This is a genomic window from Pseudomonas sp. NPDC087185 (assembly GCF_044744955.1).
Taxonomy (GTDB): domain Bacteria; phylum Pseudomonadota; class Gammaproteobacteria; order Pseudomonadales; family Pseudomonadaceae; genus Aquipseudomonas.
On record NZ_JBIUZK010000003.1, the window covers coordinates 103,379 to 125,391 of the forward strand.

Sequence of the window (22,013 nt, forward strand, 5' to 3'; positions counted from 1 at the left end):
GGTGGCCGGACTATAGCGCCGAGGCAGGGTGAGGGCGATTAGGGCGGATGTACGAGATGGCCAGTTGCCTTTAGCCATTGTGGGCACGGGTCTTGTCGCAGCCAGGCTGTCGACAGGACCCGTGCGTTTGCTGTCAGGGCTCTTTCAGCACCAAGGTCAGAATGTCGTAACTGGCCACCAGCTCGCCCAGCTGGTTGGTGACCTCTACATCCCAGGCCACCACGCCTTGCGGTTGCCCCAGCGGGCTGGTCTTGCCCTGGTCGATCTTGCGCTTGCAGGTCAGCCGCGCCTGGAGGGTATCGCCAATGCCCACCGGGCTGATGAAGCGCAGGGTATCCAGACCGTAGTTGGCCAGCACCGGCCCGACGCCTGGGGACACGAACAGCCCGGCCGCCGCTGACAGCACGAAATAGCCATGGGCGATACGCTTGCCGAACTGCGACGCCTTGGCCGCAATCTCGTCGAAGTGCATGTAGAAGTGGTCGCCCGACAGACAGCCGAAGTTGACCAGGTCGGCTTCGGTCACCGTGCGACGGTGGGTGAGCAGCGACTCACCGATGCGCAGGTCGCCGAAGTAACGGCGGAACGGATGCACTTCGGTCTCGATCACTTCAGCGCCGCGTACATACTCACCGGTCACGGCAGTGAGCATGCTCGGCGAACCCTGCACGGCGGCGCGTTGCAGGTAATGCTTGACCGCACGCAGGCCACCCAGCTCCTCACCGCCACCGGCGCGGCCAGGGCCACCGTGCTTGAGCTGTGGCAATGGCGAGCCATGGCCGGTGGATTCTTTAGCGGCCTCGCTGTCCAGTACCAGCAAGCGGCCGTGCCAGGCGGCGGCAACCGGGACCGCCTTGGCGGCCACGGCGCGGTCTGCGGTGACCAGGGTCGCCACCAGGCTGCCCTTGCCGCGCGCCGCCAGGGCCAGGGCCTCGTCCAGGTCATCGTAGGCCATCAGCGTGCTGACCGGGCCGAACGCTTCGATATCGTGTGCGCCGCCGTCGGCATGCGGGTCGCGGGCCTGGAGCAGGGTCGGGGCGAAGAATGCACCTTCAGCCACGCCTTCGCCACGCGGGGCGAAGCCATCGCTGGCGCCGAACAGTTGGTCGCAGCTGTTCAGCAGGGCGCGTACGCGCTCGCCGACGTCGCGCTGCTGGTCATGCGAGGCCAGGGCGCCCATGCGCACACCTTCCACCGACGGGTCGCCGACCACTACCTTGCTCAGGCGCTCACGCAGGCGCGTGGCCACGGCATCCAGGTGCTTGGCCGGGACGATGGCGCGGCGGATGGCGGTGCATTTCTGCCCGGCCTTGGTGGTCATTTCACGCACCACTTCCTTGATGTACAGGTCGAACTCTTCACTGTCCGGGTTGACATCTGGGCCGAGGATAGCGCAGTTGAGCGAGTCGGCCTCGGCAGTGAAGGGTACCGAGTTGCGGATCAGGTTGGGCGTGACGCGCAGTTTTGCCGCGGTGTCGGCGGAACCGGTAAAGGTCACCACATCCTGGCCTTGCAGGCGGTCGAGCAAATCGCCGGTGCTGCCGATCACCAACTGCAGGCTGCCGGCCGGAAGCAGGCCGGACTCGTTCATCAGGCGCACCACGGCTTCGGTCAGGTAGCTGGTGGAGGTGGCGGGTTTGACGATGCACGGCATGCCGGCCAGGAAAGTGGGTGCGAACTTCTCCAACATGCCCCAGATGGGGAAGTTGAAGGCGTTGATATGCACGGCAACGCCAGCGCGCGGTACCAGGATATGGCTGCCGGCGAAATGGCCCTGCTTGCCCAGCGCAATTGCCGGCCCTTCATGCACCAGGTTGCCCGAGGGCAGTTCACGGCTGCCGATGCCGGCATAGGCGAAGAGCGTGGCATTGCCGCCCTCGATGTCGATCCAGCTGTCGGCGCGGGTGGCACCGCTGTGGTGGGACAGCGCGTACAGCTGCTCCTTGCGTTCGGCCAGGTACAGCGCAATGGCCTTGAGGCGGGCGGCGCGTTGCTGGAAATCCATGGCCATCAGTTCGACCAGGCCACGGGCCCGGGCAAAATCCACGGCCTCGGCAAAATCAGGGCGCTCTTCGGGGCAATAGGCCAGGGCGTGACCATCCAGTGCGCTACGCAAGGCCTGGGCGCCGTGCTGGCCGGTCCAGCGGCCGGCGATGAAACTCTGCAGGGTTGGGGCGTCAGACATGCTGTTCTCCATGCTGTTCTAATGTCGGGAAGGGCGCTGTTACCACAGCGCCAGGGTGTAGCCGATAATCAGGCGGTTCTCGTCCACGGCGTTGGTCAGGCCATTGCCGGAACGGAAGGTGACGTTGCGCCAACGCAGGCTGACGTCCTTTAACGGCCCGCTCTGGATGACGTAGGTCAGGTCGGTGTCGCGCTCGCGCTCACGGCCATTGCTGACGGTGGCGGTTTCGGCGTGGCGGCCGTCGGTGTAGCGGGTCATGAAGCTCAGGCCGGGGATACCCATGGCGACGAAGTCGTAGTCGTAGCGCACCTGCCAGGAATCCAGCCCGGCGCGGGTGAAGGTGTTGTAGGTCACCAGGTTGACGGTGAACGGGTCGCCACCGTTGACGAACGGGAAGGCGCTGTCGCCGGACATCTGCTGCCAGGTGGCGGTGAACTTGTGCGCCCGTACGCCCAGGGTGAACATGGCGTTGAAGTTGCGGTTGTCGATGTTGCCAGCGCGTTTGGCGCCGTCGTTGCGGCTGTCGAAATAGCGCAAGTCGGTACGCAGGCTCAGGCCCTCGCCCAGCGGGCGGGTGTCGATCAGGCCGACGAACTGCTGGCGGTAGATGTCTTCGAGCTTGGCGTAGTAATAGCTGACGCTGGTCTGCGGGGTGATCGCGTAGCTGCCGCCGCCGAAGTCCAGGTGGTCGCTGCTGGCGGCGCCGTAGCCCATGTCATCGCGGCCGGACGAATCGCGCAGGTTGGCCTTGCTCAGGCGCCCGGCGTTGACCGTCAGGCCGGCCAGTTCCTGGCTGTTCAGCAGGCCGCCCTGGAAGGTCGAGGCCAGCAATCGGGTGTCGTTGTACACCACCACCGGCAGGATCGGCTGCAGGGTGCCGAGGCGCAGGGTGCTCTTGGATACACGCACTTTGCCGGTCAGGCCCAGTTCGCTGTAGTTGTCCACCGGCTCCTGGCTATTCGGGCCGAACGGCAGCAGGCCGGTGTTGCGCCGGTCACGGCTGGCGTCGAGCTTGATGCCCAACTGGCCCATGGCGTCCACACCCATGCCCACCGGGCCTTCGGTAAAGCCTGATTCCAGCCGGGCGGTAAAGCCCTGGCCCCATTCCTCGGCCTTGGCCTGCGGGGCGTTGCTCTGGCGGAAGTCGCGGTTGATGTAGTGGTTGCGCAGGTCCAGGCGTGCGTGGCTGTCACCGATGAAATCGGCCAGGGCCGGCAGGGGCAGGGCGAGGGTGGCCAGCCAGGCGGCAGATTTGAAGTGCATGCGGTTCATTGTTGTTATACCCGAGCTGTTCAAGGTTCAGTGCTTGCTGGCGCCAGCGGCGCCGATACCGGTCATGGAACGGATGAACTGCGCCAGGTAGCGGCCACGCTCTTCGCTGGCACGCGCGGAGGTGTCCGTCACCGAGAACACCCAGGCGCCGAGGAACGCCAGGCTCATGGAGAACAGCGCCGGGTTGCTGTAGGGGAACAACGCCCGCTCGTTGTGCAGCACGTTGACCCACACCGCCGGGCCCAGCACCACCAGCACCACGGCCGAAACCAGCCCGGCCATGCTGCCGACCACCGCGCCGCGGGTGGTCAGGCCCTTCCAGAACATGGAGAGCAGCAGCACTGGGAAGTTGACCGAGGCGGCCACGGCCAATACCAGGCCGGAAAGGAAGGCGATGTTCTGCGACTCGAACATCAGCCCCAGCATCACCGCCAGCAGGCCGATCAGCAGCGTGGCGATGCGCGAGACACGCATCTCTTGCTGTTCGGTGGCCTGGCCTTTGCGCACCACGCAGGCATACAGGTCATGGGACACGGCCGACGCACCGGAAAGCGCCAGGCCAGCCACCACGGCAAGAATCGTTGCGAACGCCACGGCGGAGATGAAACCCAGGAACAGGTTGCCACCCACGGCTTGCGCCAGGTGCACGGCGACCATGTTGCCGCCGCCGATGATTGCGCCGCTGGCATCGCGGTAGGCCGGCTCGGTGCCGACCATGACGATGGCGCCGAAGCCGATGACGATCAGCAGCAGGTAGAAGTAACCGATGAAACCGGTGGCATAGAACACGCTCTTGCGCGCTTCCTTGGCATCGCTGACGGTGAAGAAGCGCATCAGGATATGCGGCAGGCCGGCGGTGCCGAACATCATGCCCAGGCCCAGCGAGATCGCATCCACCGGGTTCGACAGCAAGCCACCCGGCGCCATGATCGCCTGGCCCTTGGCGTGCACGGCCACGGCGTTGGCGAACATTGCCTCGGTGCTGAAGCCGAAATGCTTGAGCACCATGAAGGCCATGAACGTGGTTCCGGACAACAGCATGACCGCTTTGATGATCTGCACCCAGGTGGTGGCGAGCATGCCGCCGAAGGTGACGTAGGCGACCATCAACACGCCGACCAGCATCACCGCGTACAGGTAGCTGATGCCGAACAGCAGCTCGATCAGCTTGCCGGCACCGACCATCTGCGCCACCAGGTACATCAGCGCCACGACCAGGGTGCCGAAGGCCGAGCTGAGGCGTACCGGGGTCTGCGCCAGGCGGTACGAGACCACGTCGGCAAAGGTGTATTTGCCCAGGTTGCGCAGGCGCTCGGCAATCAGGAACAGGATGATCGGCCAACCGGCCAGTACGCCCAGGGCATACAGCAGGCCGTCATAGCCGTTCATGAACATCATCGCCGAGATGCCCAGGAAGGACGCGGCGCTGATCATGTCGCCGGCAATCGCCAGGCCGTTCTGCATGCCGGTGAGGCCGCCGCCGGCGGTGTAGAAGTCGCTGGCCGAGCGGGTGCGCAAGGCAGCCCAGCGTGTCACCAGCAAGGTGAAGCAGACGAACACCATGAACATCGAGATGGCAGTCCAGTTCATTGCGCACACTCCTGCTTGACCTTGTCGTTCAGCGGGTCGAGCACGTTGTTGGCGCGGTGCACGTAGAGGCCGGTGAGGGCGAAGGACAGCACGACCATGAGCACCCCGACCAGCATGCCGACGGTGGTCACCCCGCCGCTGAGGGACTGGCCCAGGGTGCTGGGCGAGAACGCCACCAGCAACACGAAGCCGTAGTAGATCACCAGCATGGCCAGGGTCAGGCTGCCGTTGAGACGGCGTTTACGCCGCACCAGGTGCTGGAAATCGGGGTGGTTGCTGATGCTCTCGATGTGTTCGGGGGTCATGGCAAGCGATCTCTGGGTGTTGTAATTGTTTTTGTGAGGTCACGCGGGTGATGCGGTGTTGCTCAGGGCCCTATCGCCGGCAAGCCGGCGCCCACAGGGGGGCTATCCGTGGGAGCCGGCTTGCCGGCGATGAAGGCGAATCGGTCTCAAAGCTGGTCGAAATCGAGGACCACCTTGTCGCTGACCGGGTAGGTCTGGCACGACAGCACATACCCGGCCGCCACTTCGTAGTCTTCCAGCGCATGGTTGCTGTCCATCTCCACCTCGCCTTCGATCACCCGGCATTTGCAGGTCGAGCACACCCCGGCCTTGCACGAGTAGGGCAGTTCGGCACCAATGGCGTTGCCGGCGTCCAGCACGTTCTGGGTGTTGCGCGGCAGGTCGAAGCTCAGCGCCCGGCCATCGCTGATCACGGTGATGTGGCTGAGCGCCGAATCCACCTGGCGCGCCGCCTCGCGGGCTTCGCGACGGGCTTCGCTGCCGGCGGCGGCGAACAGTTCGAAATGAATGCGCTCCTTGGCCATGCCGTTGGCCTGCAGGCTGTCACGCACCGTTTCGGTCATGGCTTGCGGGCCGCAGATGAACGCGGCATCCAGGCTGCCCACATCCATCCAGCGGGAAAACAGCTGGCCACACTTGTGGGCGTCGATGCGGCCGTTGTACAGGTCGACGTCCTGTTGCTCGCGGCTGAACACGAAAATCAGGTTGAGGCGGTCGAGGTAGCGGTTTTTCAGGTCTTCCAGCGTGTTGCGGAACAACGCGCCGGAACTGGAGCGGTTGCCGTACAGCAAGGTGAAGCGGCTGTGCGGCTCGCTGGCCAAGGTGGTGGCGATGATCGACAGGATCGGCGTGATGCCGCTGCCGGCGGCCACACCCAGGTAGTTGCCCTGGCGGGCTGGCTCCAGCGGCACAAAGAAACTGCCGGACGGTGGCATCACCTCCAGTTGCTGGCCGGCCTTGAGCACTTCGTTGGCAAACGCCGAAAAACGCCCCCCAGGCACGCGTTTGACGGCCACGCGCAGTTCGCCGTCCTGCACGGCGCTGCAGATGGAGTAGGAGCGGCGTACTTCCTCATCGCCCAGCTGGGTGCGCATTACCAGGTACTGGCCTTGGGTGAAGCGGAAGGCGTCCTGCAGGTGCGCCGGCACGTCGAAGGCAATTGACACCGCGTCGCGGGTCTCGTTGCGCACTTGCTTGATGGTCAGGCTGTGAAACTGGCTCATGGTCGTCTCCACGGCTCAAATGCATTTGAAATAGTCGAACGGCTCCAGGCACTCGCGGCAGCGGTACAGCGCCTTGCAGGCCGTGGAGCCGAACTGGCTGAGCAGTTCGGTGTGGTGGCTGCCGCACTGCGGGCAACACACCTGGGGGGGCTCGCCGAGCAGGCTGCGCTTGCTGGCGCTGCCGCTTGGAGGGGCGATGCCGTAGGCATGCAGGCGTTCACGGCCCAAGGCGCTGATCCAGTCGGTGCTCCAGGCCGGGGTCAGCCGGCGCTCCAGGCCTGGCGCGGGAAAACCGGCCTGCTCCAGCGCCTGGCGGATATCGCCCTCGATCACTTCGGTGGCGGGGCAACCGGAGTAGGTGGGCGTGACCACCAGGTGCAGGTGGCCGTCACGCCAGCCCAGGTCGCGGACAATGCCCAGGTCGACCACGCTGACCACCGGCACTTCCGGGTCCATGACCTCGCCCAGCACTTCCCAGGCCCGCGCCAGGTCGTCGCCGCGCGGCGCCCGGGCGCCACGGTCACCGGCGATCAGCTCACCAGGTTGCATCGGGGTAAGCCCTTGGCAGGAACTGCATCTCGGCCAGCAGCAGGCCCAGGTGTTCGGTGTGCAGCCCTTGGCGCCCACTGAGGTAGAAATGGCTGGCAGCCTGGGGCAGGGGCAGGTCGACCGAGGTGAAGACGGCGCTGACCTGCTTGAGCCAATCCGCGCCCACCTGTGCCGGGTCGGCCGCAATACCGGCTTGGGCCATCTGCCCTTCGTGATCGCTGCCCGCCGCGAGCTCGACAGTGAAGCGCCATAGTGCCGGGATCGCTTCGAGCATGCGCCGACGGCTTTCGTCAGTGCCACCGCCCAGGCGCTGCACCCATTCAGCCGAGCGGCGCAGGTGGTAGGTGACTTCCTTGAGTGCTTTGGCAGCGATGCCGGCAATCCGCCCGTCGCTGGAGTCGACCAACCGCTGAAGCACGGCGTGGTGCCAGGCGTCATAGAAGAACTGCTTGGCCATGGTCACGGCAAAGTCGCCATTGGGCTGTTCGACCAGCAACAGGTTACGGTACGCCCGCTCGTCACGGCTAAAAGCCAGGGCGTCGGCGTCGCGGCCGTCGTCCAGCAACTCGGCGGCGTACTCCAGCCAGTTGCGCGCTTGGCCCACCAGGTCGAGGCCGACGTTCATCAAGGCCAATTCTTCTTCCAGTGCCGGTGCGTGGCCGCACCACTCGCACAGGCGCTGACCCTGGACCAGGGCGCTGTCACCGAGCAACAGCAGGTAAGGGATGAGATCGTGCTTGTGCATGGTCAACCTCACATGTGCCCCACTTCGTCGGGCAGTTCATAGAAGCTGGCGTGGCGGTAGACCTTGTCGTCCGACGGCGCGAACAGCGGGTCTTTATCGTCAGGCGAGGAGGCGGTGATCAGTGCCGAAGGCACCACCCACAGGCTGACCCCTTCGCTGCGACGGGTGTACAGCTCGCGCGCGTTCTCGATGGCCATGGCGGCGTCGGCGGCGTGCACGCTGCCGACATGCTTGTGGTTCAGGCCGTGCTTGCTGCGCACGAACACTTCATAGAGGGTCCAGACAGACATTTCAGATCTCCGCATCAATCGCCGCTCAGGCGGCGTTTTTGTTCTGTTGCTTGCGTGCGTAGGCCACAGCGGCTTCGCGCACCCAGGCGCCATCCTCGATGGCCTTGCGCCGGGTGGCGACACGCTCCTGGTTGCACGGGCCGTTGCCCTTGATAACTTCGTAGAACTCGTCCCACTGGATGGCGCCGAAGTCGTAGTGGCCGCGGGCTTCGTTCCATTTCAGGTCAGGATCGGGCGCCGTGCAGCCGAGCAGTTCGAGCTGCGGCACAGTCTGGTCGATGAAGCGTTGGCGCAGCTCGTCGTTGGTCTGGCGCTTGATTTTCCAGGCCATCGACTGGGCGCTGTTGGGGGAGTGTTCGTCGCTGGGGCCGAACATCATCAACGCCGGCCACCAGAGGCGGTTGATGGCGTCCTGGACCATGTCCTTCTGCGCCTGGGTGCCCTGGCGCATCATGGTCAGCAGCAGCTCGTAGCCCTGGCGCTGGTGGAAGCTTTCTTCCTTGCAGATGCGGATCATCGCGCGGGAATACGGGCCGTAGGAGGTGCGCTGCAGCACTACCTGGTTGACGATGGCGGCGCCATCGACCAGCCAGCCCACGGCGCCCATGTCCGCCCAGCTCAGGGTCGGGTAGTTGAAGATGCTCGAGTACTTGGCCTTGCCGCTGTGCAGCTTGGCAATTTCTTCGTCGCGGTCGGCGCCGAGGGTCTCCATGGCGCTGTACAGGTACAGGCCGTGGCCGGCTTCGTCCTGGATCTTGGCCATCAGTTGCAGTTTGCGCTTGAGGCTGGGGGCGCGGGTGACCCAGTTGCCTTCGGGCAGCATGCCGACGATTTCCGAATGGGCGTGCTGGGAGATCTGCCGGATCAGGGTCTGGCGATAGGCATCGGGCATCCAGTTCTTGGCTTCGATCTTGATCTCGGCGTCGATTTTTTCCTGGAAGTTGCGCTCTTCAGGCGACATCTCGTCCAGCGCCTTGACGCGTTTGACTCCGGTTTCCACTAGCTGTGCGTACATGTTCCGACTCCTGCTAAGGCATGAGTCATTTGTAAGCGATACAAAACATAACGTCAAACAGTTTTGAATGTATCAAATATGATTTGTGTATCACATGCGGGCTTGGCCCGCGAAGAGGCCTTCAGATTCAACGCAAAAAAAAGCCCCGGACCAGGCCGGGGCGCAACAGGCAGCTGATAGGTCAGCTAGCCAAGCGTTTGTCGAACACGTGACACGCCTTGCCCTCAGAGCGCTTGAGCGTCCCGCAAGGCTGTAGCCGAACGTGGGTGCTGATGCCGATGTAGGTCTTGATTTGCTGGGTCAGTTCACCGGTAAGCAGCTTGCGCTGGCCTTCCTCCATCGCCTGGCACTCGGCACGAAGCTCCACATGCACCTCGACACTGTCCAGATTCCCATTGCGATACAGATGTATTTCATACAGCTCTGAAAGGTGTTTTATTTTAAGCACCTGCTCCTCAATCTGCGTCGGGAATACGTTGACCCCGCGGATGATCAGCATGTCGTCACTGCGCCCGGTGATCTTGCCAATGCGCCGCATCGGCCGCGCCGTGCCAGGCAGCAAACGGGTCAGGTCGCGGGTGCGGTAGCGCACCATCGGCAGCGCCTCCTTGCTCAGCGAGGTGAACACCAGCTCGCCGAGCTGACCGTCCGGCAGCACTGCGCCAGTCACCGGGTCGATGATTTCGGGGTAGAAGTGGTCTTCCCAGATGGTCGGGCCATCCTTGGTTTCGAGGCATTCCATGGCCACGCCTGGGCCCATGATCTCGGACAGGCCATAGATATCCAGCGCATCGATGCCCAGGCGCTGCTCGATGGAGCGGCGCAGCTCGTCGGTCCAGGGCTCGGCACCGAAGATGCCCAGGCGCAGCTTGAGGTCGTGCGGGTCGATGCCCTGGCGCTCGATCTCGTCGGCGAGGTTGAGCATGTACGACGGGGTGACCATGATGATGTCAGGCTGGAAGTCGCGAATCAGCTGCACCTGCTTCTCGGTTTGGCCGCCCGACATGGGGATCACCGTGCAACCCAGGCGTTCGGCACCGTAGTGCGCGCCCAGGCCGCCAGTAAACAGGCCATAGCCGTAGGACACATGCACCTTGTCGCCTTTGCGCCCCCCAGCGGCGCGGATCGAACGGGCGACCACGTTGGCCCAGGTGTCGATGTCGTTCTGGGTGTAGCCGACCACGGTCGGCTTGCCGGTGGTGCCGCTGGAGGCATGTAGGCGCACGACCTCCTGCTGGGGCACGGCGAACATGCCGTAGGGGTAGTTGTCGCGCAGGTCGTTCTTGCCGGTGAAGGGGAACTTCGCCAGGTCGTCGAGCGATTTCAGGTCATCCGGGTGAGCGCCGCATTCGTCAAAGCGTTTGCGGTAAAGCGGGACGTTGTCGTAGGCGTGTTGCAGGCTCCAGCGCAGACGCTCCAGCTGATGCTGGCGCAAGGCGTCGACACTGGCGGTTTCCATCGGGTCCAGCAGGGCACGATCGGCATCATGGTACATGTTCATGGCATCACTCGAATTGTTCTTGTAGACCGGCCGCAGGGCGGCCGTGAGTGTCATGGACGCAGCATAACCGGCGGCGTCGCGTTCAGTAACACGCCATTGGTCAGAGGCGCTCGATGACCATGGCAATGCCTTGGCCGACGCCGATGCACATTGTGCACAAGGCGTAGCGTCCGGCGGTTTCTTCCAGCTCGTGCAGGGCGGTGGTGATCAGGCGTGCACCGCTCATGCCCAGCGGGTGGCCCAGCGCAATGGCGCCGCCGTTGCGGTTGACCCGCGCATCGTCGTCGGCCAAGCCCAACTCGCGCAGCACGGCCAGGCCCTGGGCAGCGAACGCCTCATTGAGTTCGATCACGTCCATGTCGGCCAGCGCCAGGCCGGTCAGTGCCAGCAACTTGCGCGTCGCAGGTACCGGGCCGATGCCCATGATGCGTGGTTCGACCCCGGCCACGGCCATGCCGACAATCCGCCCGCGCGCCTTGAGCCCGTGGCGGCGAGCCGCTTCGCTATTGGCCAGCAACAGCGCACAGGCGCCATCGTTGACCCCGGAGGCGTTGCCTGCGGTGACGCTCCCGCCCTGGCGGAACGGGGTGCCGAGCTTGGCCAGTTGCTCCAGCGTGGTGTCGGCCCGCGGGTGTTCATCCTGCTCGACGCGAATGGCCGGGCCTTTGCGCTGGGCGATCTCGACCGGCACGATCTCACGCGCCAGGCGACCGCGGGCCTGGGCTGCGGCGGCCTTGTGCTGGCTGCGCAAGGCAAAGGCATCCTGGTCGGCACGGGAAATGGCGAACTGTTCGGCGACGTTTTCAGCCGTCTCTGGCATCGAATCGATGCCGTATTCGGCGTGCATCAGTTTGTTGACGAAACGCCAGCCAATCGTCGTGTCGAACAGCTCGGCGCTACGGCCAAAGGCCTGTTCCGATTTGCCCATGACAAACGGTGCACGCGACATCGATTCGACCCCACCCGCCAGTATCAACCCGGCCTCACCGCAGCGCAGGGCGCGGGCGGCATTGCCGATGGCGTCCATGCCAGAACCGCACAGGCGGTTGAGGGTGGTGCCCGGCACGCGGGTCGGCAGGCCGGCCAGCAGCGCGGCCATGCGCGCGACGTTGCGGTTGTCTTCACCGGCCTGGTTGGCACAGCCGAGGATCACGTCGTCGATGGCGCTCCAGTCCAGCTCAGGGTGGCGTGCGACCAGCGCCTTGATCGGTACGGCGGCCAGGTCGTCGGCGCGCACGCTGCTGAGCGCGCCGCCGTACCGGCCGATTGGCGTGCGCACGGCATCGATGATCAGCGCATCGAAAGGAGTGTGTTCAGTCATTTGCGGTCTCCTGCGCGAGCACGGTGCCGCGCACTTTGTAGGATTTGCCGTGGAACAGGGCGACCAGTTCGCCGCGCTGGTTTTCGATGCGCACGTCGTACAACCCGGTGCGGCCCTTGCGGCTCAGTTCGGTCGCGCTGGCAGTGAGCACATCGCCGCACAGTGCCGGGGCGACATAGTCGATGCTGCAGCCCAAGGCTACCGTCGCTTCGTCGTAACTGTTGCAGGCAAAGGCAAAGGCCGAGTCGGCGAGGGCGAACAGGAAGCCGCCGTGGCAGGTGCCGTGGCCCTGGACCATATCGGGCCGCACCGCCATGCCCAGGCGCGCGTGGCCGGCGCCGGCAGCCAGCAGGCTGATGCCCAGGGCCTGGCTGGCCTGGTCGCGGGAGAACATCGCATCGGCGCAGGCCTGGGCCAGTTCGTCCGGGGTGCGTTGCAGGTCAGTCATGCAGGCGGGCTCCTTGGGCGTGGCTGCGGCGTAGCAGCAGGGAAGGGCGGTAGCGGCTTTCGCCGTAGCTGAATTGCAGGTTCTCCAGTACGCGCAGTGTGTAACCTAGGCCGATCTGCTCGGCCCAGGCCAATGGGCCACGCGGGTAATTGACGCCGGCACACAGGGCCAGGTCGATGTCGGCGGCGCTGCCGACGCCCTGCAGTACGGCGTCGGCAGCTTCGTTGGCAAGCATGGCGACGGTACGCAGCACCACCAAGCCAGGCAGGTCGGCAACCGCAGTCACCGTGATACCTGCACGTTGCAGCAGTGCAACGACCTGGTCACGAGCGGTGGCGGTGGTGGCGGCCGACCAGCTGATGGCGATGCGCGAGGCCGTGCGGTAATCCAGGGCCAGGTCGATCAGCACCAGGTTGCGCAGGCCATCTTCCCGAGCACGCTGGCTAGCCAGGCGCCCATCACAAAGCGCAAGGGTCGCGTCGCCGACGTGGATCACGCCATTGCCTGCGCGTTCGGTAATGGCCAGCCCACTGTCGCGCAAGCGCTCGACCAACGGCTGAAGCGCGCCGAGATTGCCTTCGATCACACAGCCCTCAACCGTCAGTGCGCTGGCCAGTTCAGCCGCAGGCGGACGCTCGCCGCCCTCGACGTAGCTATAGAAGCCGTGCCCGCTCTTGCGTCCCAGGCGCCCAGCGTCGACCAGTTCCTTTTGCACCAGCGAGGGCTGGAAGCGGAAATCACCATAGAAGGCATCGAACACCGAACAGGTGACGGCGTAGTTGACGTCATGCCCGATCAGGTCGGTGAGCTCGAACGCGCCCATGCGGAAACCACCGGCGTCGCGCAGCAAGGCATCCAGCGTTGCGCAATCGGCCGCGCCTTCCTGTAGCAGGCGCAGGCTTTCGGCATAGAAGGGCCGCGCAACGCGATTAACGATGAAACCGGGCGTGGAGCGGGTATGGACCGGCTTTTTACCCCAGGCCTTTGCCGTGCCATAAAGCATCGCCGCAACGCCCGGCTCGGTGGCCAGGCCCGACACGATTTCGACCAGTGCCATCACTGGCGCCGGGTTGAAGAAGTGCATGCCGACCACGTTCTGCGGCCGGTCAAGGCCTGCCGCGAGGCTGGTGATCGACAAGGACGAGGTATTGCTGGCGAGGATGCAGTCTGGTGCACACAGCGCTTCAAGCTCGCGCAGCAAGCTTTGCTTGACCTGCAGGTGCTCGACGATGGCCTCGATCACCAGCCGGGCATCGGCCAGGGCTTCGATCACCTCCACAGGCTGCAGCCGCGCAGTGATGGCTGCGCGCGCATCAGGCTGCAGCTTGCCTTTTTCCACCAGGCGCCCGAGCTGGCGGTCGATGCCGGCCACGGCCTGCGCCGCTGCTCCAGGGCGGTTGTCGTAGAGTTTTACCGGGTGGCCTGCCTGGGCGGCCACCTGGGCAATGCCGGCCCCCATGGCGCCGGCACCGATGACTGCCACCAGGGCATCGCTGTTCAGTGCGTTCATGCTCAACGCCCTTTGAATTCGGGTGTGCGTTTGTTCATGAAGGCGCTGACACCTTCACGATAATCCTCACTGCGCCCGGCCAGGCGCTGCAGGTCGCGCTCAAGCTCCAGTTGCTGGTCTAAGCCATTGTCGAAGCTGGCATTGAGGCTGCGCTTGATCAGCGCCAGGCCGTAGGTCGGCTGGCTGGCCAGATGACGGGCGAGGGCGATGGCCTCGTCGCGTAGCGCGGCATCATCGACCACGCGGTGGATCAAGCCCCATTGCTGTGCCTGCTCGGCACTCAGGCGCTCACCGAGCATGGCCAGCGCCTTGGCCCGGGCCATGCCGACCAGGCGTGGGAGCAGCCAGGTGCCACCTGAGTCAGGTACCAGGCCGATCTTGCAGAAGGCCTGGATGAAACTGGCCGAACGGGCGGCAAGCACCAGATCGCACGCTAACGGAATGTTCGCCCCAGCGCCCGCCGCAACGCCATTGACCGCGCAGATGACCGGCAGCGGCAGGTCGCGCAGGGTACGCACCAGCGGGTTGTAGAACCTGTCGATGGACTCACCCAGGTCAGGCATCGCCGCCCCAGGGGCGACATTGCGGTCGGACAGGTCCTGGCCTGCGCAGAAACCACGGCCTTCGCCGGTCAGCAGCAGCACACGGGCTTCGCTGCTCTGGCGCACCTGTTTGAGTGCCTCGCGCACTTCCAGGTGCATCTGCGTGTTGAAGCTGTTGAGTTGCTCGGGCCGGTTCAGGATGAGCTGGGCAACACCACCCTCGATGGAAAACAGAATGTGCTCGAACGTCATGGAAGGCTCGCTCCGTCAAACGATGGGAAGGGCTGGTCAACGGCCTTTGAACTGGGCCGGGCGTTTTTCCTGGAAGGCGCGGATGCCTTCGTCGCGGTCGGCGGTGCCGGCCAGCAAGGTGAAGGCGTGACGCTCGAAGCGCAGGCCGCTGGCAAGGTCGGTGTCGCCGGCCTTGAGCAATGCCTCCTTGGCCAGGCGTACCGCCAGCGGCGCTTTGGCGGCGATGCTGCGGGCGACCTGCGTGGCGCGTTCCACCGTCAGTTCAGGCTGGGTGATTTCGCTGACCAGGCCGGCCTGCAAGGCATGCCGAGCATCGATCGCTTCGCCGGTGAGCACCATTTGCATCGCCAAGGGCTTGCCGACGGCGCGCAGTAAACGCTGAGTGCCGCCGGCGCCCGGGATGATGCCGAGGTTGATTTCCGGCTGGCCAAAGCGGGCATCGCTGCCAGCGATCACGATGTCGGCGCACATCACCAGTTCGCAGCCACCGCCCAGGGCGTAGCCGTTCACGGCGGCGATCAGGGGCTTGGAGAAGGCGGCGATGCGTTGCCAGTGGGCAACACGCGGGTCATTGAGAATGCCGATCAGGTCGCGCTCGGCCATTTCGCAAATATCGGCACCGGCCGCGAAGGCCTTGCGGCTGCCGGTGATGACGACTGCGCGGGTTTGCTCATCGGCTTGGGCAGCGTCCAGTTCTGCGGCCAGCTCTGCCAACAGTTCGGTGCACAGGGCATTGAGGGCCTCTGGGCGGTGCAGGATGACGAGGCGAACGCCATGTTCAGGCGCCTGCACATCGAGATAGCGCGGCATGTGGGGGTCCTCAGGCTGCTTCGCACGGCGCATCGCATGGCCGGCGTTTATTGGAATTGTCTGCAGGGGCAACGGGGAAGCGTGCCCAGGTGGGATCAATATAACCATCATGTGATACAGACAATCAACATGTAATGTCGTATCGTGTATCTCAATTGATCGCAAAAAAATTTGCCTGGATAGAAATTATGTATATGTATCAGCATATTGACGACGATTCGCCCCCTGGGTTTTTGTGATACGCGATTGCTGAATTCTTAAAATGATATGAGGGTAAAAGCATGCCTTGCTACCGACTCGATGGCCTGACTCCCGTCGTCGACCCCACGGCCTACGTACACCCAAGCGCCGTACTGATCGGTGATGTCATCGTCGGCCCGCGCTGCTACGTAGGGCCGCTGGCCTCGCTGCGCGGGGATTTCGGCCGCATCGTCCTGGAGGAGGGTGCCAACCTGCAGGACACCTGTGTGATGCATGGCTTCCCGGGCGGCGACACCGTGGTCGAGCGCAACGGCCATGTCGGCCATGGCGCGGTGCTGCATGGCTGCCGCGTCGGCGCCGACGCGCTGATCGGCATGAATGCGGTGGTCATGGACGGTGCTCATATCGCGCCCCGTTGCATCGTCGGTGCAACATCCTTCGTCAAGGCGGGCTTCGAGTGCGATGAACAGAGCCTGGTGATCGGCTCACCTGCCCAGGCCAAACGCCCGCTGACCGACCAGGAGCTCAGCTGGAAGCAGCGCGGCACGGCCGAATATCAACACCTCAGCCAACGCTGCATGGCCAGCCTGGTGGAGTGCCCACCACTGTCTGAGGTGGAGGTTGAGCGCCCGCGCATGGGCGACTGCGGCTTGCGGCCCAAAGGCGAGGAGGGCGCATGAACCTGACTGCAGCGCGTAATGGCCAGGGAGGCCGCCGCACAGGTATAGTCGGTGCTTTCTCCGCGCACAGTTCCTCCATGAGCAACCTCGCCCCGCTGAACCACCTGATCACCCGTTTCCAGGAGCAGACCCCAATCCGCGCCAGTTCGCTGATCATCACCCTCTACGGCGATGCCATCGAGCCCCATGGCGGCACGGTCTGGCTCGGTAGCCTGATCAACCTGCTGGAACCGATCGGCATCAACGAACGGTTGATCCGCACCTCGATCTTTCGCCTGACCAAGGAAGGCTGGCTCACCGCAGAAAAGGTCGGCCGGCGCAGCTATTACAGCCTCACCGGCACCGGTCGCAGGCGCTTCGAGAAAGCCTTCAAGCGTGTCTACAGCCCCAGCCAGCCGGCCTGGGACGGCGCCTGGACCCTGGTTTTGCTGTCGCAACTCGACGCCGGCAAACGCAAGGCCGTGCGCGAAGAGCTGGAATGGCAGGGTTTCGGTGCGATGGCGCCGAATGTACTGGGCTGCCCACGCGCGGACCGCACCGACCTGGCCGCGACCCTGCGCGAGCTGGAGGCGAGCGACGACAGCATCGTGTTCGAGACCCATGCTCAGGAAGTGCTGGCCTCCAAGGCCATGCGCGCTCAGGTTCGGGAAAGCTGGCGGATTGATGAGCTTGGGCAACAGTACAGCGAGTTCATCCAGTTGTTCCGGCCATTGTGGCAGGGCTTGAAAGAGCTGGACGAGCTCAACCCCGAAGACTGCTTCCTGGCCCGTACCTTGCTGATTCACGAATACCGCAGGTTGCTGCTGCGTGACCCGCAATTGCCCGATGAATTATTGCCGGGTGATTGGGAAGGCAGGGCGGCGCGACAGTTGTGTCGTAACCTGTACCGGCTGGTGGTTGCCAAGGCGGAGGCGTGGCTGAACAGTGCGCTGGAAACCGCCGACGGGCCGTTGCCGGACGTCAACGAGAGTTTCTACAAACGATTTGGTGGGCTGGCTTATCAGTGAAACGTTTGCAGGATGAAGCGGTTACCTTGGTGTCAGAGGCTGAAGTATCAGATCAACAATGCAAGCCATAGCGTGCCAAGAATGATGAGCTGAGCCGGAATGAGGTGGCGAGCGAACGGAGATCCGCCGCTGCTCCAAGCCAGTGCGCATTTGGTCACGGTATTCCCTGTGAGCGCCATCATTGCCGGTAACGTCAGGTCAGCACTGTTCAGCTGGCCTGCAGTAACGAGCGAGGCGATCGAAGCAGTTGCGGCATGCGCATCGCCCAAGCCACTGATAAACGCTGCAATGCTGACCCCTTTGTGACCAAGTTGCTCGAGCAGAAACGCCGAGAACAATGCAATGCAGGTAATTGCTAGCGTGATGAGCAGTGCTGTGAACAGGCTGAAAGCACCGCTGCCAGGCTTGGTCGCGGGGCAGACTGGCACAGGGCGCCAAGGCGCCAGCAACAGCACGCCGTAAATGAGCGTGACCAGCATACCGAGACCTATAGATGGCCAGAACGGGCGCAGCAGGCGCACGTCGACAACGCCAAGTACCAAACCAAACTGGACAAGGGTGGCGAGGTTGGACAGCACCGCCGCAGCGGCGAACGCGCGCATGAACGAGTCCTGCTTTCGTGCTTGATGGCCAAGCACGGCAATGGTCGCTGAGCCAGAGGCAAACCCGGATGCGATCGCACTCAGGGCCAAGCCATAGCGCGGCCCCAGCAGGCGCATGGCGATATGCCCTAGCGCACCGACTGCCATCAGTAACACGACCAGCGTGCAGACCACCCGCGGGTTCAGTACCCCGTAGGGGCCAATGAACCGGTCCGGCGTCAACGGCAGCACAACCAGCGATACGGTGAGGAGCAACAAGCCATCGCGCAGTTCGGCCTCGCTTAGTTGCTGCAGCACGAAACGATGAAGCTCACGCCTCAGGGCCAGCAGTAGGGTGAGTACGATACCGATGGCGGTTGCCAGCTCGGGGTGTTCGACTGTCAGACCTCCCAACACCAACACCAGCAGCAAGGCAATTGCGCTGGTAATGTCCGAATCTTCGTCGGGTTTTGTGCGGTGGTAAATGGCCAACAGCAGCGCTATGCCCACCAATGCGACGCCGACCAGAACCGGGCCAGCCATTACATGGCAGACATACCCCAGCAGGGCGGTGATTGTAAAGGTTCTCAAACCCGCTGCTGCCGGAGCCTCACCGTTGACCTTCTTGCGCTCCCGTTCAAGGCCAACCAGCATGCCGATGCCCAATGCCACCGCCCCGTGAGCCAAGTTCACCAGGTCGAGCATCAGGTCTGCACCGGGGCGATGGCAAAGCTGCCCGGGGAACCCCGTTCGAGCGCGATCAGCGCTGGCATGTCGAGGATATCCACCAGCCGGCCGTGCAGGTTGACGATACCCAAACCGCGTAAGTGAGCGACCGAGCGGCATATGGTTTCCAGGCGCAGCCCGAGGTAGGAGGCGATGTCTTCGCGAGACATGCGCAACATGAAACCGTGGGATGAATAGCCGCGGCTGACGAAGCGCCGGGAAAGGCTCAGCAGGAAACTGGCAAGCCGCTGCTCGGCAGAGAGGTTGCAGAGCATCAGCACGCGCTCATGCTCGCGGATAATCTCCCTGCTCATCAGGCGGTTCAAGCTCTGTTGCAGCGTTGGGAAATCACGCGCCAGGGCTTGCAGGCGATGATAGGGCACCGGGCACACTTCGCTGTCTTCCAGGGCGATGGCATCACAGACATGACGCTCGGTGGCTATGGCATCGAGCCCCAGTACGTCCCCTGGCATCCAGAAGTTGATGATCACACCCTGGCCTTCGGCGTTGTTCAGGTTCGTCTTGAAGCTGCCTGAGTGCACCGCATACAGGCTACTCAAGGGCATATTTGCGTTGAACACCGCAGCCCCCTTCCTGACCCGGATACGAGGGCCGATCAGTGCGCCGAAATAACTGTTGCAGTGCATGGGCAAACCCGTAGGCAAACACAAGCCGTTGACCCGGCACTCACTGCACCGGCATGACAGTGGTTTGAAATGAATGGGCGGTGGTTTGCACTTTGGCGCAGGCTGCCCGAGCAGCTGAAAGTCGGTCAGGCCCGACATTTCATGCCTCCTTCGCAGGTCTGAGAGCGACGGTGGCGATCTTGTTCAGTGAGTGAGGCGCGTTGAGGCGGGCGGTCAGCACGCCCACAAACTGTTCGGCTTCTATGGGTGTTCTGAAACTCACCCGCCACTCGTCCATGTGTACCCACCAGCGATTGTCGTTGGCGCTTTTCTCAACGTAGACGTTCATTGGAACCTCCAGTGCATGCATGAGAAACGGACTGCATATCGATAGGGGACAATGGCGTCCTTGCCAACGGCGTGGCGAGGATCAGGGCGTGATCGCCACTTTCATTACGCCGTCGCGCTGGTTGGCGAACAATTCGTAGGCAGCTTCGATATCATCGAGCCGGAAACGGTGGGTAACCAAGGGCGAAACGTCTACGCGGCCACTGGCGACCACCGCCATCAACCGGCGCATCCGCTCTTTGCCGCCGGGGCACAGTGTGCTCACAATGCGGTAATCGCCAAGGCCGGCAGCGTATGCATCCACGGGGATGCGCAGGTCGGCGCTGTACACGCCTAGGCTGGACAATGTGCCGCCGGGGCGCAGCACCCGCAGTGCCCATTCGAAGGTGGCCTGGGTACCCAGCGCTTCGATGGCTACATCCACGCCACGGCCATCGGTCAGTGCCATGATCTGCGCCACCACGTTGCCTTGCTTGAAATCGACTACGTGTGAAGCACCCATTTGGCGTGCCACGCTGATGCGCGCCGCCACGGTGTCCACGCCGATGATGGTGGTGGCGCCCAGCATCTTGGCGCCGGCGACCGCGCACAGGCCGATCGGGCCCAGGGCGAACACGGCGACGGTATCGCCGATTGTCACGCCCCCGCGTTCTGCACCGGAAAAGCCGGTGGACATGATATCGGGGCACATCAGCACGTGTTCGTCGTTGAGGCTGTCAGGAATGGGGGAGAGGTTGGCCATCGCGTCCGGCACCCGCACGTATTCAGCTTGGCAGCCGTCGATGACATTGCCGAACTTCCAGCCACCGATGGCCTTGAATCCATGCGCCGTACCGGCGCCGTCCTGGGCGCCACAGCCACACAGGCAGGCATTGCTGTGGCCGCTCGGGGTGATGGCGCCAGCGATGACGCGCTGCCCTTCGTGGAAGCCGCGCACCTCTGAGCCCAGTTTTTCGATGACACCCACTGGCTCGTGGCCGACGGTCAGCCCCTTGGCCACTGGATACTCGCCACGCAGGATATGCACATCGGTGCCACAGATCGTCGTGGTGCTGATGCGCATCAGCGCATCTAGCGGGCCGATTTCAGGGATGGGCTTGTCCTCCAGCACGATGCGGTTCTTTTCGACGTAAATGGCCGCTTTCATGAGTGCCATGGCATGCCTCCGGGGCATCACTGATTTTTGTTGGCAACTACAGCGTGCGCTTAAAAAGCGTGTAAGTCTTGATCCGTATCAATTTTGCGTCGAGCGGCGGCAGCCGCTGATCAGTGCCCTCTGCCTTTTGATAAACATCAAACCGCACAGGCGCCGCTGGCAGATCATCAAGGTACTCATCAAGCCCGCAGAGGTGTGCCATGACCAACCCGCAACGGCTTCTTCTGATCGCATCGCCCTTGATGCGCCGTACACCGGTCTATGACCGTGCGGCGGCGCTGGCCAAAGCCAAGGGCATGCCACTGCACATCGTCGCCTTTGACTACCTTGAGGGTCTGGCCACTGCCGGGCTGGTCAACGACCAGGCGTTGGCGGTCATGCGCGAGGGCTATGTTCAGCAACACCGTGCATGGCTGGAAGCCCAGGCACTGTCGATGCGCCGCAACGGCGTGACGGTAACCACGGAGGTTTTGTGGGTGCAGCATCCGCTGGACGAGATCCAAGTGCATCTGCGTGAGCAGCCGTTCGCCTTGCTGATCAAGGGGCTGGAGCATGAGCCGTGGTGGATGCGAGCCATGTTCACCTCGCTCGACGTGCAGTTGCTGCGCGACACCCGAATTCCTCTACACCTGGTACACAACGCCAGCAATGCCCTGCCGCGTCGGATACTTGCAGCGGTTGACCTTTCGCGCCTTGAGGATCAGTTCGAAGGCTTCAACGACCATATCATTAGCGAAGCTCTCAAGCTGGCCTTGCAATGCAACGCCCAGATCGAACTGCTGTATGCCTACGATATGGGTTCCATGTACCTGGACAGCGAAGGCAGTCGGGAACATTCATTCCTGTTCGATTCGAACCTGTCACGGACACTTCACGAGGCTCAGGCCGATGCCTTTCAGGTATTGGCCGAACGCAACGGGATTCCCGCCGAGCACCGCCACATGCGGTTGGGGGACCCGACCAAGGTGCTGGCGCTGTTCATGGACACCAACGATATCGATGTGCTGGTGATGGGGAGCTACCACCATCAGGGTATCGACTGGTTTATCGGCAGTACGGCCGAGCGGATCCTGCATCGGCTCAGCAGCAGTGTTCTGGTGATCTCGCCCGAGCATTCGCAAGGTTGAAGT

General features: G+C 63.6%; 21 protein-coding genes and 1 pseudogene. 3 read left to right on the forward strand and 19 right to left on the reverse strand.

What is annotated here, in order from left to right; genetic code table 11:
* Positions 1–133 precede the first annotated feature (133 nt).
* The 15 genes and pseudogenes from paaZ to paaF form a co-directional block, all read right to left on the reverse strand.
* Positions 134–2,185 carry a phenylacetic acid degradation bifunctional protein PaaZ gene (paaZ, locus tag ACIPIJ_RS10690; protein WP_401076019.1) on the reverse strand — a complete coding sequence of 684 codons (2,052 nt, stop codon included), beginning with the start codon at positions 2,183–2,185 and terminating at the stop codon, positions 134–136.
* A gap of 39 nt (positions 2,186–2,224) precedes the next feature.
* Positions 2,225–3,457, reverse strand: a complete 1,233-nt coding sequence (locus ACIPIJ_RS10695) for an OprD family porin (RefSeq protein WP_401076022.1) — start codon at positions 3,455–3,457, stop codon at positions 2,225–2,227.
* Between the two features lie 27 nt (positions 3,458–3,484).
* A pseudogene (locus ACIPIJ_RS10700) lies at positions 3,485–5,047 on the reverse strand (cation acetate symporter); the annotation flags it as partial.
* Complete coding sequence (locus ACIPIJ_RS10705; protein ID WP_401076025.1) at positions 5,044–5,352, reverse strand: DUF485 domain-containing protein; 309 nt, start codon at positions 5,350–5,352, stop codon at positions 5,044–5,046. The pseudogene ACIPIJ_RS10700 and the gene ACIPIJ_RS10705, both read right to left, overlap by 4 nt.
* Positions 5,353–5,498: 146 nt before the next feature.
* Positions 5,499–6,575, reverse strand: coding sequence for a 1,2-phenylacetyl-CoA epoxidase subunit PaaE (gene paaE / locus ACIPIJ_RS10710; protein WP_401076028.1), 1,077 nt, complete (start codon positions 6,573–6,575; stop codon positions 5,499–5,501).
* Positions 6,576–6,590: 15 nt separating this feature from the next.
* On the reverse strand, positions 6,591–7,124 hold the full coding sequence (paaD, locus tag ACIPIJ_RS10715; protein ID WP_401076031.1) for a 1,2-phenylacetyl-CoA epoxidase subunit PaaD: 534 nt from the start codon (positions 7,122–7,124) through the stop codon (positions 6,591–6,593).
* Entirely contained in the window at positions 7,111–7,869 is a 759-nt protein-coding gene (gene paaC / locus ACIPIJ_RS10720) for a 1,2-phenylacetyl-CoA epoxidase subunit PaaC (RefSeq protein WP_401076034.1), read from the reverse strand. The genes paaD and paaC overlap by 14 nt, the downstream gene beginning before the upstream one ends.
* A gap of 8 nt (positions 7,870–7,877) precedes the next feature.
* Positions 7,878–8,159, reverse strand: a complete 282-nt coding sequence (gene paaB, locus ACIPIJ_RS10725; protein WP_401076037.1) for a 1,2-phenylacetyl-CoA epoxidase subunit PaaB — start codon at positions 8,157–8,159, stop codon at positions 7,878–7,880.
* Between the two features lie 25 nt (positions 8,160–8,184).
* Positions 8,185–9,174 carry a 1,2-phenylacetyl-CoA epoxidase subunit PaaA gene (paaA, locus tag ACIPIJ_RS10730; protein WP_401076040.1) on the reverse strand — a complete coding sequence of 330 codons (990 nt, stop codon included), beginning with the start codon at positions 9,172–9,174 and terminating at the stop codon, positions 8,185–8,187.
* Between the two features lie 181 nt (positions 9,175–9,355).
* Complete coding sequence (gene paaK / locus ACIPIJ_RS10735) at positions 9,356–10,675, reverse strand: phenylacetate--CoA ligase PaaK (RefSeq protein WP_401076042.1); 1,320 nt, start codon at positions 10,673–10,675, stop codon at positions 9,356–9,358.
* Between the two features lie 100 nt (positions 10,676–10,775).
* A complete protein-coding gene (gene pcaF / locus ACIPIJ_RS10740; protein WP_401076045.1) occupies positions 10,776–11,996 on the reverse strand; it encodes a 3-oxoadipyl-CoA thiolase in 1,221 nt (406 codons plus the stop codon).
* Entirely contained in the window at positions 11,989–12,444 is a 456-nt protein-coding gene (gene paaI / locus ACIPIJ_RS10745) for a hydroxyphenylacetyl-CoA thioesterase PaaI (RefSeq protein ID WP_401076048.1), read from the reverse strand. Before paaI ends, pcaF begins: the two co-directional genes overlap by 8 nt.
* Positions 12,437–13,954 carry a 3-hydroxyacyl-CoA dehydrogenase PaaH gene (gene paaH / locus ACIPIJ_RS10750; RefSeq protein ID WP_401076051.1) on the reverse strand — a complete coding sequence of 506 codons (1,518 nt, stop codon included), beginning with the start codon at positions 13,952–13,954 and terminating at the stop codon, positions 12,437–12,439. The genes paaI and paaH overlap by 8 nt, the downstream gene beginning before the upstream one ends.
* Positions 13,955–13,956: 2 nt before the next feature.
* A complete protein-coding gene (paaG, locus tag ACIPIJ_RS10755; protein WP_401076054.1) occupies positions 13,957–14,748 on the reverse strand; it encodes a 2-(1,2-epoxy-1,2-dihydrophenyl)acetyl-CoA isomerase PaaG in 792 nt (263 codons plus the stop codon).
* A 36-nt stretch (positions 14,749–14,784) separates the two neighbouring features.
* Positions 14,785–15,558 (reverse strand): 2,3-dehydroadipyl-CoA hydratase PaaF, encoded by a 774-nt coding sequence (gene paaF, locus ACIPIJ_RS10760; protein ID WP_401076056.1) that lies wholly within the window; start codon positions 15,556–15,558, stop codon positions 14,785–14,787.
* Between the two features lie 281 nt (positions 15,559–15,839).
* Between paaF and paaY the strand changes: the two genes are divergently transcribed.
* On the forward strand, positions 15,840–16,439 hold the full coding sequence (paaY, locus tag ACIPIJ_RS10765; RefSeq protein WP_401076058.1) for a phenylacetic acid degradation protein PaaY: 600 nt from the start codon (positions 15,840–15,842) through the stop codon (positions 16,437–16,439).
* A gap of 77 nt (positions 16,440–16,516) precedes the next feature.
* On the forward strand, positions 16,517–17,446 hold the full coding sequence (gene paaX, locus ACIPIJ_RS10770; protein WP_401077546.1) for a phenylacetic acid degradation operon negative regulatory protein PaaX: 930 nt from the start codon (positions 16,517–16,519) through the stop codon (positions 17,444–17,446).
* Between the two features lie 47 nt (positions 17,447–17,493).
* Here the strand turns inward: paaX and ACIPIJ_RS10775 are convergent, their stop codons facing one another.
* The 4 genes from ACIPIJ_RS10775 to ACIPIJ_RS10790 form a co-directional block, all read right to left on the reverse strand.
* Positions 17,494–18,732: an MgtC/SapB family protein gene (locus tag ACIPIJ_RS10775; protein ID WP_401076061.1), complete on the reverse strand. Its 1,239-nt coding sequence runs from the start codon at positions 18,730–18,732 to the stop codon at positions 17,494–17,496.
* Positions 18,732–19,538 (reverse strand): helix-turn-helix domain-containing protein, encoded by an 807-nt coding sequence (locus ACIPIJ_RS10780; protein WP_401076063.1) that lies wholly within the window; start codon positions 19,536–19,538, stop codon positions 18,732–18,734. The genes ACIPIJ_RS10775 and ACIPIJ_RS10780 overlap by 1 nt, the downstream gene beginning before the upstream one ends.
* Before the next feature lies 1 nt (position 19,539).
* On the reverse strand, positions 19,540–19,728 hold the full coding sequence (locus tag ACIPIJ_RS10785; protein ID WP_401076065.1) for a hypothetical protein: 189 nt from the start codon (positions 19,726–19,728) through the stop codon (positions 19,540–19,542).
* Between the two features lie 81 nt (positions 19,729–19,809).
* On the reverse strand, positions 19,810–20,883 hold the full coding sequence (locus ACIPIJ_RS10790) for an NAD(P)-dependent alcohol dehydrogenase (protein WP_401076068.1): 1,074 nt from the start codon (positions 20,881–20,883) through the stop codon (positions 19,810–19,812).
* 200 nt (positions 20,884–21,083) lie between these two features.
* Here ACIPIJ_RS10790 and ACIPIJ_RS10795 point away from each other — a divergent pair, with 200 nt between their 5' ends.
* Positions 21,084–22,010, forward strand: a complete 927-nt coding sequence (locus ACIPIJ_RS10795) for a universal stress protein (protein WP_401076070.1) — start codon at positions 21,084–21,086, stop codon at positions 22,008–22,010.
* Positions 22,011–22,013 lie beyond the last annotated feature (3 nt).